The organism is Pseudomonas sp. GW821-FHT02A11 (assembly GCF_059421985.1).
Genome location: NZ_JBWKWB010000016.1, coordinates 12,798 through 25,847, shown reverse-complemented (window position 1 = coordinate 25,847; position 13,050 = coordinate 12,798). Strand labels below are relative to the sequence as shown.

The following is a 13,050-nucleotide window of genomic DNA, read 5'->3' as shown; positions in this document are numbered from 1 at the left end:
GAAATGACCGACTACAAAGCCACGCTTAATCTTCCGGACACCGCCTTCCCGATGAAGGCCGGCCTGCCCCAGCGCGAGCCGCAAACTCTGCAGCGCTGGGACAGCATTGGCCTGTACCAGAAGCTGCGCGAAATTGGCAAGGATCGTCCAAAGTTCGTGCTGCACGACGGTCCTCCGTACGCCAACGGCAATATTCACATCGGTCATGCGGTCAACAAGATTCTCAAGGACATGATCGTGCGCTCGAAGACCCTCGCCGGCTTCGACGCGCCGTATGTGCCGGGCTGGGACTGCCACGGTCTGCCGATCGAACACAAGGTCGAGGTCACCCACGGCAAGAATCTGCCTGCAGACAAGACCCGTGAACTGTGCCGTGCCTACGCGGCCGAGCAGATCGAAGGCCAGAAGGCCGAGTTCATTCGCCTGGGCGTGCTCGGCGACTGGGCCAACCCGTACCGCACCATGGACTTCGCCAACGAAGCCGGAGAGATCCGTGCGCTGGCGGAAATGGTCAAGAACGGTTTCGTGTTCAAGGGCCTCAAGCCTGTGAACTGGTGTTTCGACTGCGGTTCGGCGTTGGCTGAAGCGGAAGTCGAGTATCAGGACAAGAAGTCGTCGACCATCGACGTGGCCTTTCCGGTCGCCGATGCCGACAAGCTTGCTGCCGCCTTTGGTCTGTCGAGCCTGAGCAAGCCAGCTGCCATCGTGATCTGGACGACCACCCCGTGGACCATCCCGGCCAACCAGGCGCTCAACGTTCACCCTGAATTCACCTACGCGCTGGTCGATACCGGCGAGCACCTGCTGGTGCTGGCCGAGGAGTTGGTCGAAGCCTGCCTCAAGCGCTGGAATCTCGAAGGTTCGGTGCTGGCCACCGCCCCTGGTTCGGCGCTGGAGCTGGTCAACTTCCGTCACCCCTTCTACGACCGCCTGTCGCCGGTGTATCTGGCTGACTACGTCGAACTGGGCGCTGGCACTGGCGTGGTTCACTCCGCGCCTGCCTACGGCGAAGACGACTTCGTGACCTGCAAGCGTTACGGCATGGTCAACGACGATATCCTGACGCCGGTTCAAAGCAACGGCGTGTACGCGCAATCGCTGGAATTCTTCGGCGGCCAGTTCATCTGGAAGGCGAACCCGGCCATCGTCGACAAGCTGCAGGAAGTCGGTGCGCTGCTGCACACCGAAATCATCACCCACAGCTACATGCACTGCTGGCGTCACAAGACCCCGCTGATCTACCGCGCAACCGCGCAGTGGTTCGTCGGCATGGACAAACAACCAGCCTCCGGTGACACCCTGCGCAACCGCGCAGTGAAAGCCATCGAAGAGACCAAATTCGTTCCGGCCTGGGGGCAAGCGCGTCTGCATTCGATGATCGCCAACCGTCCTGACTGGTGCATCTCCCGTCAGCGCAACTGGGGCGTGCCGATCCCGTTCTTCCTGAACAAGGAAAGCGGCGAGTTGCACCCACGCACTGTCGAGTTGATGGAAGAGGTCGCGAAGCGCGTCGAAAACGAAGGCATCGAAGCCTGGTTCAAGATGGACGCCGCCGAGTTGCTGGGCGATGAAGCGTCGCAGTACGACAAGATTTCCGACACCCTGGACGTCTGGTTCGATTCTGGCACCACGCACTGGCATGTCCTGCGCGGCTCGCACCCGATGGGCCACGAAAGCGGTCCTCGCGCCGATCTGTATCTGGAAGGCTCCGACCAGCACCGCGGCTGGTTCCACTCCTCACTGCTGACCGGCAGCGCGATCGACGGCCACGCGCCGTACCGCGAGCTGCTGACCCACGGCTTCACCGTGGACGAGAACGGCCGCAAGATGTCCAAGTCGCTGGGCAACGTCATCGCGCCGCAGAAGGTCAACGACACCCTGGGCGCCGACATCATGCGGCTGTGGGTTTCGGCCACCGACTACTCGGGTGAAATGGCCGTTTCGGAAACCATCCTGCAGCGCAGCGCTGACGCCTACCGTCGTATCCGCAACACCGCGCGTTTCCTGCTCTCCAATCTGAGCGGCTTCAACCCGGCCACCGACATCCTGCCAGCCGACGAAATGCTGGCGCTGGACCGTTGGGCCGTGGATCGCGCCCTGCTGTTGCAGCGTGAGCTGGAAGAGCACTACAGCGAATACCGTTTCTGGAACGTCTACTCCAAGGTGCACAACTTCTGCGTGCAAGAGCTGGGCGGCTTCTACCTGGACATCATCAAGGACCGTCAGTACACCACGGGCGCCAACAGCAAGGCCCGCCGTTCGTGCCAGACCGCGCTGTTCCACATCTCCGAAGCGCTGGTTCGCTGGATCGCGCCGATCCTGGCATTCACCGCCGACGAGCTGTGGCAGTACATGCCGGGCGAGCGCAATGAATCGGTCATGCTCAACACCTGGTACGAAGGCCTGAGCGAGCTGCCGGAAGGCTTCGAGCTGGACCGCGCCTACTGGGAGCGGATCATGGCGGTCAAGACCGCGGTCAACAAGGAGCTGGAGAACCAGCGCGCGGCGAAAGCCATCGGTGGCAACCTGCAGGCCGAAGTGACCCTATACGCGGAAGACGACCTGACCGGCGATCTGGGCAAACTCGGCGATGAGCTGCGTTTCGTGCTGATCACCTCCAAAGCCAGCGTTGCGCCGTTTACGAGCGCTCCGGCCGAGGCCGTGGTGACTGAAGTCGCGGGCCTCAAGCTGAAAGTGGTCAAGTCCGGTTACACCAAATGTGGCCGTTGCTGGCACTTCCGCGAGGACGTAGGCGTTCACGCCGAGCATCCGGAAATCTGCGGTCGCTGCGTCGACAACATCAGCGGTGCAGGCGAGGTTCGTCACTATGCCTAACGCCTCGGCTGGCCGTCTGGGCCGTTTGAGCTGGCTGTGGTTGAGCGTGCTGGTCGTGGTCATTGACCAGGCCAGCAAGTACTATTTCGAGAACCGTCTTGAGCTGTATGAACAAATCGTGGTCATCCCCGGTTATTTCAGCTGGACGCTGGCCTACAACACCGGCGCGGCCTTCAGCTTCCTGGCGGACAGCTCTGGCTGGCAGCGCTGGCTGTTCGCGCTGATCGCAGTCGTGGTCAGTGCGGTGCTGGTGATCTGGCTCAAGCGTCTGGGGCGCAACGAAACCTGGCTGGCCATTGCATTGGCGCTGGTGCTGGGTGGCGCGCTCGGCAACCTGTACGACCGCATCGCGATCGGCCATGTCATCGACTTCGTGCTGGTGCACTGGGACAACCGCTGGTACTTCCCAGCCTTCAACTTTGCCGACAGTGCGATCACCGTCGGCGCGATCATGCTTGCGCTGGACATGTTCAAGAGCAAGAAAACCGGAGAAACCGTTCATGACTGAACACGCCATTCAAGAAACACGCATCGGTCAGAACACGGAAGTCACCTTGCATTTCGCGTTGCATCTGGAAAACGGCGATACCGTCGACAGCACGTTCGACAAGGCCCCGGCGACCTTCAAGGTCGGCGATGGCAACCTGTTACCCGGTTTCGAAGCGCTGATCTTCGGCCTCAAGGCCGGGGACAAGCGCAAAATCGCAGTGCCGCCGGAAAACGCCTTTGGTCAGCCAAACCCGCAGAACGTGCAGATCATGCCGCGCTCGCAGTTCCAGAACATGGAGCTGGCCGAGGGTTTGCTGGTCATCTTCAACGATGCGGCCAATACTGAGCTGCCGGGTGTGGTGAAGGCGTTTGACGACGATCAAGTGACCGTCGACTTCAATCACCCGTTGTCGGGCAAGACGTTGACGTTCGAAGTGGAAATCTTCGAGGTCAAATCGCTGTAACTGACCGCAGAGGTCACCTGTAGGAGTGAGCTTTGCTCGCGAAGGCTTAGCATCATTCAACAACTATGTTGAAGCACAGGCCCTCATCGCGAGCAAGCTCACTCCTACAATTGTTTTTATGTTTCATTGCGCGTAGATACGAGGCACATCATGCAAATCAAACTCGCCAACCCACGTGGCTTCTGCGCCGGGGTGGACCGTGCGATCGAAATCGTCAATCGCGCGCTGGAAGTGTTTGGCCCGCCGATCTACGTGCGCCATGAAGTGGTTCATAACAAATTTGTCGTCGAAGACTTGCGCAGCCGTGGCGCGATCTTCGTCGAAGAACTGGATCAGGTGCCGGACGACGTCATCGTGATTTTCAGTGCTCACGGCGTCTCGCAGGCCGTGCGCACCGAGGCCGCTGGCCGTGGCCTGAAGGTCTTCGACGCCACGTGCCCGCTGGTGACCAAGGTGCACATCGAGGTCGCGCGTTACAGCCGCGACGGTCGCGAGTGCATCCTGATCGGCCACGAAGGCCACCCGGAAGTCGAAGGCACCATGGGGCAGTACGACGCCAGCAACGGCGGCGCGATCTATCTGGTCGAGGACGAGGAGGACGTCGCCAACCTTCAGGTGCACAACCCCGACAAGCTGGCGTTCGTTACCCAGACCACCTTGTCGATGGACGACACCAGCCGTGTGATCGATGCCCTGCGTACGCGTTTCCCGGCCATCGGTGGCCCGCGTAAGGACGACATCTGCTATGCCACGCAAAACCGTCAGGACGCCGTCAAACAGCTGGCCGATGAGTGCGACGTGGTGCTGGTGGTAGGTAGCCCGAACAGCTCCAACTCCAATCGTCTGCGCGAGCTGGCTGAGCGCATGGCGACCCCGGCCTACCTGATCGACGGCGCTGAAGACATGCAGCGCAGCTGGTTCGATGGCGTCGAGCGTATCGGCATCACCGCAGGGGCTTCGGCACCTGAAGTGCTGGTGCGCGGCGTGATCCAGCAATTGCAGGCCTGGGGCGCTACTGGCGCTGACGAGCTGGCCGGTCGTGAAGAGAACATCACCTTCTCGATGCCAAAAGAGCTGCGGGTCAAACAGGTTCAGTAACCCGCTCATGCGCAGGGTTCGCTGCTGAAGCCTTCGCTGCGCAGGCTCACCCGCCCGGTGACGGCTATCGCGATCTGATAGTGACTGGCGGGTGAGTCCTTGAGGCACACAGCCAGCGTGCCGTTGGCGTTGTTCAGCAGCCTGCCCGTGCTTTCGAAACCAACCCTGGCTGTCACTCTCCCGTTCCCGACGACCCTCACGGTTTGATGTCCTGCGCGTTCGGCCAGTACGGCTTCATCTTCGTCCTGAAATTGATTGCGATGGGTGTCGACGAAGACCTTCCAGCCTTCACTCCAGCTGTCGTTGGTGGCCTGAACGATCACCGGCTGGCCACGCTGGATGGCCTCCACACGGGCCAGACGCAGGCTGCTCGCCAACTCCTGCGCGGTGTCCTGCCGTCGTTGCGCTGCGATGAGCGCACTGAATGCCGGAGTGGCCATCGCAACCACAATGCCGATCACCACCAGCCCGGCCAACAGCTCTATCAAGGTCAGTCCTTTCTGCTGCACATCCTTTCCTCCCTGAGCGCCGCGCACTAGCAAACGCTCATCCAGCGGCACTGGCAAGACGACAGATTGTCAGTCGGTGTGTCAGCAAGCTGCGGTTACACAACGCTCGGACAACGTGCTGAACATCGGCTTCACTGTCGTCTGCATGGGGCTGGTGGGAGGTGCGTGATGGCAGCAAGGACAGCGCAAGTAGGTGTCACCCTGATCGAGGTGTTGGTGGCTTTGCTGGTCTTGGCTGTCGGTGTGTTGGGGGCGTCGATGCTGCAGCTCAATGCGCTGAAACATACCGACAGCGCGATGCGCAGCACGCAGGCGGGATTCATCGCCCATGACCTGTTGGAGCGTGCGCGGGCCAATCCCGGCGCGAACTACGCGCTGGCGTCGTTGAGCCAGGCACCGAGCTCTGGGAATCTCAATAACCCGCGGGATCAGGACCTGTTCGATTTCGCTGACCAGTTGAGGCGAATGCTGGGCGAAGATGTTCAGGCTTCGATCCAAGTGGCTGGGGCTCGTGTCACGGTCAATCTGGACTGGAGCGATGCTCGGGCTGAAGGCGAAGGAACGCAGCACAGGCAGACGCTCACAGTGAGCAGCCTGATCGGGCCTGCACAGAGCGTTCAACCATGAAGCGCGGCGTGAGCGGCTTCGGGCTGGTGGAGGTCATGCTGGCGTTGCTGCTTGGGCTGGTGGTGTCACTGGGCCTGACACAGCTGTTCATCAGTTCGAAAAGCACGTATTTGAGCCAGGCAGCATCGGCAGCGTTGCAGGAGGATGCGCGTTTCGTTCTCGCCAAGCTGACTCAGGATGTGCGTCTGGCAGGGATGTTTGGATGTCTGGAAAACATTCGCGATGAAAGCGTGGGGGGACGATTTTCCAGCGCGCGCCGCCAGCCGGTGCAATGGAGCGCCCAGCAGCAATCCCTGACTCTGATCTCCGCGGCAGCAGGCACACAAAACACCTGGCACGACTGGACAGTGCACACCGATTGCGTCTCGTCGGCGACGGCATGGTCAAGGGGGAGGGCGCCCGCGCTGGCTGCAGGGGACTTCGCGCTGCCCATTGCGCAACACCTCTATCGCTTCAACCTACGCCGTGGGGAGCTGACTCTCGATGGTCAGCCCCTGCTCAGCAATGTGCGCGCCTTTAGCGTGCTGTTCGGGGTGGCCGGCTCCGCAGGTGCCTCTGGCGTCGCGCGCTATACCTCGCAGCCAGACCCTGCGCTGATCCGCAGCGTGCGCCTGAGCCTGACCCTTTTCGATCCGGCGGATCGCACCCGCGAGCAGACCTTTCATGTGGTCGCCGCCATCCGCAACAGGCAGGGGTGAAGACCACAATGAACACTCAACGCGGCGCGGTGCTGATCGTTAGCCTGGTGTTTCTGGTGCTGCTGACCTTGCTGGCTACCTCATCCATGCAGAACGCCACGCTTCAGGAAAAAATGACGGGCAGTCTTGCCCTGCGCGATGTTTCGTTTCAGATGGCCGAGTCGGTGTTGCGAACAGCCGAGACGCGACTGCGCAACCCCGGATACTCACAGGCGCAATGCTTAACCACCAAGGCCTGCTTGCCCCCGCCGGAAGCCTTGACCCTTACGGCAGGCGGTGCAGGCGGACCCTCCGGGGTGACGTGGGTGGCGAGCGAGGGCGGGTTCTATGGGATTCAATACTTGGGTGAAACTCTTGATCCGGCAGGCGGCGCACTACCTGAGCAGCCATACCGGCTATATCGCGTGACCGCGATAGGCATTCAGGGTGTGTCGAGAACGGTGCTGGAAAGCATTCATACCGGGGAGAAACGCATCCTGTGGCGGCAGCGGTTATGAGGGAGGGGACATGACAAATCGAGGCTTCACCCTGATCGAATTGCTGATTGCGATAGCGATCATTGCCATTCTCGCGTCAGTGGCTTACCCCGCCTACACCGAGCACACCCGCAAAGCCCGTCGTGCGGAAATCGCAGCCGTATTGATAGATGAGGCCCACAAGCTGGAGCGCTTCTATTCACGAGCCGGGCAGTACTCGAATACCCCAGGCCCGCCTGCCCGAGCGCATGTGGTGAGCAGGGGAAACGGTTTGTATGTGATCGACGCTGAGCGTTCGGAGCAAGCGTTTGTACTGACGGCTACACCGAAAAGTGGAGGTTTGATGAGCGATGACAGCTGCGGCGGGTTCGTGCTGCAACACACTGGCAAGCGCGGCAACGTCGGGGCGTCGGACGATGCCAGTGGGGAGCGGTGTTGGGGGCGGTAGGGGTTATTTGAAGCAGTCAGTGCCCCCAGTCGACGTCTTGTTGCCTGCCTGATCGATCGTGAGGGATCCGCACGCGTCATTGGCCTGCGCACCTTGGGGCGCTGTTGTGAGCGAATAGGTGGTCGCGGTCACGGTAGGCGCTTGCAAGGTGTATTTTCCGTTAGGAGAGTTGGCGTTGGTGATACCAAGCGATGCCAAGGTCGTCGCAGTGGCGTAGGTATTGTTCTGGGCGTAGAAACGCTCCATCCGTGCCACGGCATCGTTCAGCTGAGCAATGCCTTCGGAGCGATAACCCCGCTGGACGTACTTGGTGTAGGCCGGGTAAGCCACAGCGGCGAGGATCGCAACAATCGCGACAGTGATCATCAGTTCTATCAGCGTGAAGCCACGCTGTTGTGGAGATCGAGTAAGCATATTCGACTCTGTGCTCATGGGGATGGGATGACGCGCCATGTCTGGCGACCGTTGTATTGGAAACCTGTGAATGCATCGGGATTGTCGCTCTGGCCTGTCGCGACTGAAGAAAGGCCAGAGGCGCCGGTGCCGGCAACGAGGCTAAATCCGGGCGATGTGATGTCCATGCCACTGATAATCACGCCGCCCTTTGTGTCATCGCTGTTAACGACGCCGTTGCGGTCAAAGTCAAAGACGGGGAATGACGTACCGCCCCCTGTATTAGGATCCAGGGCAAGGATTTTGCTTTGGACCCCTGCTTCGCAGATGCCAGTGATGGGGGTACGAGTGGAGACGGCGAGCACACTGCCCTGAATGCTCATAGGGTCCACAACCCGTTCACCGGTCAACGTTGTGCTGGTAGACAAGTCCAGATACCAGCCATATTTCGCGGTCCAGTCGACGGAGTTCGTGGTTACGGCTCTCAATCCCGTGCTGCTACCGATCGTACCGGCCACTGTGCTCAGGGTCTGCGCTTGCAGGTTGCTTCGCGTGAGATAACCCTGTGCCGAGGCGCCTGTTGGTGCACTAGCTGTCTGCGCGGAAGTGAGAGGATCCCAGACGCCGTAGACGGTTTGCAGGTCGGTACTCGACTTATCGGCAGAAGCGAAGTATCGCCCGGTGCCAAAGATGATCAGCGTGCCTGTACCTGATGGGTGTGGGGCTACAACCGGGGCGACCGTAATCGACTGGGCCGCCGCGCCGGAGGTCGGGGCGGCGGCGATGAACAACGGCTTGCCGCTGAATGAAACCTTGTAGTTGCTCGCCGTCGCGGACGCTGTCAGCGAGTTTCCGACAAGGTCGAAGCGCCACAGATTACCCAAGAGATCGCCTGCATACGCGTAGTCAGCGATCCCGTCGGAGTTGGTATCCAGAATGACTGGCGAAGACAGGCCGTTGTCCACGACAGGCTTGATTGGCTGAGTCGTCGCCAGCTTGGATATCACGGCGCCGGTGCTGGCGTTGAGGATGAACAGACTCGCGTTACCCGCGTTGCCGTTATATCCGCTGCCGAAGATAACTGCCCATTCTCCGGAATGCAGTCGGACGATGGAGGGCGTTGAAAAGGTCGAGCCGAGATCCGTGTCGTTTTGGGAGGTGAATTCCCATAGCAGCTTGATATTGTCCGGCTCAGTGACGTCCAGCGCGAACACCTCACGTCCGCCAGCGCCCAGGGTGCCAACCAGTATCGTGCGCCATGTCCCGTTGATATAAGCGTCTGAAACCACCGGCGAGCCATCGACGTAGAAACGGTGCAGGGACGAGTCCGAGTTGTAGGTCTTGGCTGTCAGCGCGCTGAGGTTCGAGATCACGGCGGTCGGAATGAATGCGAACGTCTCGACGCCTGTTGTCGTATTGAACGCATGGAGCATGCCGTCGTTGGCGCCGACATAAATCTGCGAGCGCCGCGCGCTTACACTTGCCTGAAATTTCGCGTAATCGCCCGCCGCACCGTTCAGAGTGTCAGCGATGGTGGAAATGAATGACGTTGATTCCACCAGCGCCGGTTGCGAGTTGACGATATCGCCCAAGAGGTAGAGTCGGCGACGGAACGTAGAGCCTTCGAGCGTTCGAACACCGCGAATGTAGGACGCTTGGTCCGTGGTGAGCGTGGTCTGCAGGTTCACTCCTGCATAGGTCCTATTCAAGTTCGTGTAGTTGAAGTCTTGCAACGCGGTTCCGGCTGCATTCGCGATTTTGATGTTTCGATTCGCCGCGGCGGGGATGCTGGCAGCCGCTGTCCAGTTAACTGTTGTAGCTTTGGTAATGCCGGTTGATGCCGTTTGATACGTATCGGTGGTCTTGGTTAACTCGCCGCTCCAAAGCGCAACGTTGAAGCTGCTGGCGTATTTGGTCAACGAATAAGGTGTATTAGGCGTTGGAACGGCCGCTGGCGCAGCGACGGTGTTGTTTTTCTGGAGAATCTGACTGAACGCAGCTTGCAGTTGAGCCTTGAGCGTAGAGGCGCTGCTCACCAGGAAGTAGTTATCAGGCGTCCCGGAAACGTTGGAGTCCCACTGACCTGATACCGGGACACTGCTGGAGGTGTTGGTCGAGTCGCCAAAACCGCCCCACTTGGCCGCATACCAGAGTGGGTCTTGGAGATTGGTCACCGCACGTGCGGAGGATGCGGTGAAATTGCGCGTCTTGAACGTTGCACCGTTAACGACAGTGCTGCCTGACCTCATGCCCGGAAGCAGTGTCGCGCTCGTCGTACAGCCAGAGGCGCAAGACCCTGGAGCCTGGGTTCCCGGCGTGTCTAGCGAATAATGCAGGTTGCCGTTACCGCCGCCGGTGACCTCAAGATAGATCCCGTCTGCAGTGGTGCCGGAAATGGTGTAACCCATGTGTGATTCATAACCGGCTTGGGAATACACGGTTTCGAGCCTTACATCCAGCGTACCGACCGCGGTAACCGACACGGTGTAGAGGACAATGGCGTCCATGTCGTAGTCGCCACCCTGACCGCTGTCGTCGAAAACGACGCGGAAAATTGCACGGGCGCGGCCTCCGTTGATCGTCGTGTCCGAGGGCTGGCCAGGCATGTTGTACAGGGAGTCGATGTAAAAACCTGTGATCTGCTCTGTCACCCCGTTAGTGTTGACCACCTTGCCGTAGGGCAGCAGTGTAATCGTGCCGGTACCTACCGGCATCTGAATGCGTGGCAAGGTTGAGGACAGAGCAATGGAGAATGTCTGGACCTTCTGGCTACCAATCGAGGTGATGGGATTGGTATTGCCGAAATACGCCACGGAACCTGCGTTGAACGTGCCCTGTTTGGCCGGCTCTTCCGGCAAGCCGCGGATATTGCCAAAGCTTGAGGCGCTTTTGGCAGTGGGCGCCAAGTCGTCGACAGCGGAAGTGGACAAACTGGTGGGAGTCTGCCCAATGTTGATGTTCTTGTTCCCTGAGCCGACATCGTTGTCCCAGATGGTTTTCCCCAGGGTTGAAGCGCTGAACGTGCTCAGTGCGGTCGTTGCGGACGGTGGACTGACGGTGGTGTAGGCACTGCCGGGCAAGTCTGAGTCGTAGGTGGGGTTGATGTCACTGAATAGCGTCTCAAATGGTTTGGAGCAACTTGGGTACGTTGGATTGGTTGCGTCAGGATTAGGATTGCTGGAGTAAGGGTTAGTCCAGCTTGAAAGGCCCGACAGTCCCAACGCCGTATCGCTTGTACCCGAGAGGTAGGCTGAGGTCGGGGTAGTGGTGCCGCTGAAATAGCGCAGGGTTTCAAACATCATTTCTGCCAGTGGGTTGCCCCAATCCTGACAGGTGCCGTTAGTGATCGAGTTGCCCTGTGTCGTACAGGCACCACGGGAGATTTTCAGATTATCGAGGGTGCCGATGATACCGCCTTTCGTGTAGACCCCCAACGATCCCTTGGTGCCAAAGATGCCAGTAGACGTTTCTACTTCGCCAGCGAAGCTGCTGATGGCCTTGCGGATGGCACCGCCCTGCAAGTTGTTCGAAAAGGTACCGGTCATCAGACCGAAATACATCTGGTTGCCTTCGCCGTAGTCGTGAAGGATGCCGGTGGGTTTGTAGTTGCCGTTTGGGTACTGCTTGCAATTGCTTTCTTGAAAGCCGGTCTTGCACGCTTCGACCCGAACGATGTAATCGGTAGGCGAAACGGCCACGTCGGTAAAAGGTGTCGTCGTCGTATTGGTGGCCAAGCTCCCGCCTTGGGTCGTTTCTCGGGATACCCAGCCGAAAATCCGAACGTTGGCGATGCTGGGGATTACCCGTAATAGTGGTGCGGACGACTGAGTGTTGTTTGCAAACAACGTGCGGTTGCCGCCTGAAGGGTTAGCGATAGGCGTGTAGTCGGACAGGCTGTAACCGTCAACGGTCGGGCTGGTGTATTCCTTGCCCCATGTATGGGCATCGGTCGGGATGTAGGCGCGTTCCAGAATGGTTTGCGTCGTACTGTCGGTGCTTCGGTAGCCGCCATACAGTACTTTGCGCAGGGCGTCAGCGCGGGAGGTCGTCAGGTAGTTGAGATAATCTCCGCTCCACCGACCTGTTTTGGTGGCGCATTTTTTGTCGTCTGTGGTGTCAGTGGCTGTGAAGTAGCTGCCGTTGTAGGTGTAGCAAGTGCCCGAATCAAAGTAGCCCAAGTAATCGATCGAGGGTTTGTAACGGATTTCAATCGAGCCATCGCCATCCAGATCGGAGGCATCGTTATAGGCCGGGAAGAACAGTTTGTGGTCGCGTCCGACCACAAGCATATTCAGCGGTGGTACTGAGTCGCTGACAAACAGTGGCACTTGCGCCGGCACTTGGCTCACTGCTGCTTCTGCACCGGGGGCTATCAGCCACAGTGTCGTCAGGATTGCAGCACCAACGTTGGCGAGAGTGGGCGAGTTCATGGCTGTCCAGCGCTGACGAATACTCATGGGTAATACCGGGCTATGACGGTGCGCAGAATGACGCGGGGAGTGGTGGTGTCACTTGTGCACAGTACCGTCGATGCACAAGCGTTGACTTCATAGTGATGAGGGCCGCAGCCTCGAATCCCACAAGTGCCCATGCTCGAGCCCACCAGATTGCCTAGGTCGACGACGTACCATTGGACCTTGACGTCATAGTTGGTTGTCACACTGGTTACGTTGTTGCCATCAGCGGTGGTGAATCGTTGTGGTGTGTCCTTGGAGGCTGTGACGGTCAGATCCGTCAAACTCCAGCGCATGCACGACGTGGCAGTGCACGTAGTGTCGAGCGAAGCGGCTTTCGTCGTGCTGATGCTGTTTTCACCAATTCGCAGGCCGCCTTCTGCAGCATTGAAAAGGGTTTTCTGCATTTTGAGATTGCCGGTGATCCGCGACTCCAGTGACACGCCACGCATGCTGGACAAGGCAAGCAATGTGATGAGAAGCAGCATCATGATCGCCACGAGCAGCGTGGCGCCCCTTTGGTCTCGGCGCTGAGCGACGGCAAAGCTCGTCCTGAGAG

Annotated in this window: 12 protein-coding genes; 8 read left to right on the top strand and 4 right to left on the bottom strand. The window is 59.4% G+C overall.

Annotation, left to right across the window (positions count from 1 at the left end):
- The first annotated feature begins 3 nt into the window (after positions 1-3).
- The 4 genes from ileS to ispH all read left to right on the top strand — a co-directional run bounded on the left by ileS (position 4) and on the right by ispH (position 4,886).
- Complete coding sequence (gene ileS, locus AC07V9_RS20570; protein ID WP_495017485.1) at positions 4-2,835, top strand: isoleucine--tRNA ligase; 2,832 nt, start codon at positions 4-6, stop codon at positions 2,833-2,835.
- Positions 2,828-3,343 carry a signal peptidase II gene (gene lspA / locus AC07V9_RS20565; protein ID WP_495017484.1) on the top strand — a complete coding sequence of 172 codons (516 nt, stop codon included), beginning with the start codon at positions 2,828-2,830 and terminating at the stop codon, positions 3,341-3,343. The genes ileS and lspA overlap by 8 nt, the downstream gene beginning before the upstream one ends.
- Complete coding sequence (gene fkpB / locus AC07V9_RS20560; RefSeq protein WP_495017483.1) at positions 3,336-3,788, top strand: FKBP-type peptidyl-prolyl cis-trans isomerase; 453 nt, start codon at positions 3,336-3,338, stop codon at positions 3,786-3,788. The genes lspA and fkpB overlap by 8 nt, the downstream gene beginning before the upstream one ends.
- A 150-nt stretch (positions 3,789-3,938) precedes the next feature.
- Positions 3,939-4,886 (top strand): 4-hydroxy-3-methylbut-2-enyl diphosphate reductase, encoded by a 948-nt coding sequence (gene ispH / locus AC07V9_RS20555; protein ID WP_495017482.1) that lies wholly within the window; start codon positions 3,939-3,941, stop codon positions 4,884-4,886.
- 5 nt (positions 4,887-4,891) lie between these two features.
- Here the strand turns inward: ispH and AC07V9_RS20550 are convergent, their stop codons facing one another.
- Positions 4,892-5,395: a GspH/FimT family pseudopilin gene (locus AC07V9_RS20550; RefSeq protein WP_495017481.1), complete on the bottom strand. Its 504-nt coding sequence runs from the start codon at positions 5,393-5,395 to the stop codon at positions 4,892-4,894.
- 168 nt (positions 5,396-5,563) lie between these two features.
- Between AC07V9_RS20550 and pilV the strand changes: the two genes are divergently transcribed.
- The 4 genes from pilV to AC07V9_RS20530 are packed head-to-tail and all read left to right on the top strand — an operon-like array spanning position 5,564 to position 7,644.
- Positions 5,564-6,022, top strand: coding sequence for a type IV pilus modification protein PilV (gene pilV / locus AC07V9_RS20545; protein WP_495017480.1), 459 nt, complete (start codon positions 5,564-5,566; stop codon positions 6,020-6,022).
- Positions 6,019-6,720: a PilW family protein gene (locus AC07V9_RS20540; RefSeq protein ID WP_495017479.1), complete on the top strand. Its 702-nt coding sequence runs from the start codon at positions 6,019-6,021 to the stop codon at positions 6,718-6,720. Before pilV ends, AC07V9_RS20540 begins: the two co-directional genes overlap by 4 nt.
- A gap of 8 nt (positions 6,721-6,728) precedes the next feature.
- Complete coding sequence (locus AC07V9_RS20535) at positions 6,729-7,217, top strand: pilus assembly PilX family protein (protein ID WP_495017478.1); 489 nt, start codon at positions 6,729-6,731, stop codon at positions 7,215-7,217.
- Positions 7,218-7,227: 10 nt separating this feature from the next.
- Complete coding sequence (locus tag AC07V9_RS20530; protein WP_495017477.1) at positions 7,228-7,644, top strand: type IV pilin protein; 417 nt, start codon at positions 7,228-7,230, stop codon at positions 7,642-7,644.
- Between the two features lie 3 nt (positions 7,645-7,647).
- Here AC07V9_RS20530 and AC07V9_RS20525 read toward each other — a convergent pair whose 3' ends face one another.
- The 3 genes from AC07V9_RS20525 to AC07V9_RS20515 are packed head-to-tail and all read right to left on the bottom strand — an operon-like array spanning position 7,648 to position 12,982.
- Complete coding sequence (locus AC07V9_RS20525) at positions 7,648-8,058, bottom strand: type IV pilin protein (RefSeq protein ID WP_495017476.1); 411 nt, start codon at positions 8,056-8,058, stop codon at positions 7,648-7,650.
- A gap of 14 nt (positions 8,059-8,072) precedes the next feature.
- Entirely contained in the window at positions 8,073-12,494 is a 4,422-nt protein-coding gene (locus AC07V9_RS20520) for a pilus assembly protein (RefSeq protein ID WP_495017475.1), read from the bottom strand.
- Positions 12,491-12,982: a pilus assembly PilX family protein gene (locus AC07V9_RS20515; protein WP_495017474.1), complete on the bottom strand. Its 492-nt coding sequence runs from the start codon at positions 12,980-12,982 to the stop codon at positions 12,491-12,493. Before AC07V9_RS20515 ends, AC07V9_RS20520 begins: the two co-directional genes overlap by 4 nt.
- Positions 12,983-13,050: the final 68 nt, after the last annotated feature.

Coding starts and splice junctions, on each gene's coding strand:
- AC07V9_RS20520 (WP_495017475.1), bottom strand. CDS start 12,494: ATGAGTATTCGTCAGCGCTGGACAGCCATGAACTCGCCCACTCTCGCC.
- AC07V9_RS20525 (WP_495017476.1), bottom strand. CDS start 8,058: ATGCTTACTCGATCTCCACAACAGCGTGGCTTCACGCTGATAGAACTG.
- AC07V9_RS20540 (WP_495017479.1), top strand. CDS start 6,019: ATGAAGCGCGGCGTGAGCGGCTTCGGGCTGGTGGAGGTCATGCTGGCG.
- AC07V9_RS20535 (WP_495017478.1), top strand. CDS start 6,729: ATGAACACTCAACGCGGCGCGGTGCTGATCGTTAGCCTGGTGTTTCTG.
- fkpB (WP_495017483.1), top strand. CDS start 3,336: ATGACTGAACACGCCATTCAAGAAACACGCATCGGTCAGAACACGGAA.
- AC07V9_RS20530 (WP_495017477.1), top strand. CDS start 7,228: ATGACAAATCGAGGCTTCACCCTGATCGAATTGCTGATTGCGATAGCG.
- pilV (WP_495017480.1), top strand. CDS start 5,564: ATGGCAGCAAGGACAGCGCAAGTAGGTGTCACCCTGATCGAGGTGTTG.
- ispH (WP_495017482.1), top strand. CDS start 3,939: ATGCAAATCAAACTCGCCAACCCACGTGGCTTCTGCGCCGGGGTGGAC.
- ileS (WP_495017485.1), top strand. CDS start 4: ATGACCGACTACAAAGCCACGCTTAATCTTCCGGACACCGCCTTCCCG.
- AC07V9_RS20515 (WP_495017474.1), bottom strand. CDS start 12,982: ATGATGCTGCTTCTCATCACATTGCTTGCCTTGTCCAGCATGCGTGGC.
- lspA (WP_495017484.1), top strand. CDS start 2,828: ATGCCTAACGCCTCGGCTGGCCGTCTGGGCCGTTTGAGCTGGCTGTGG.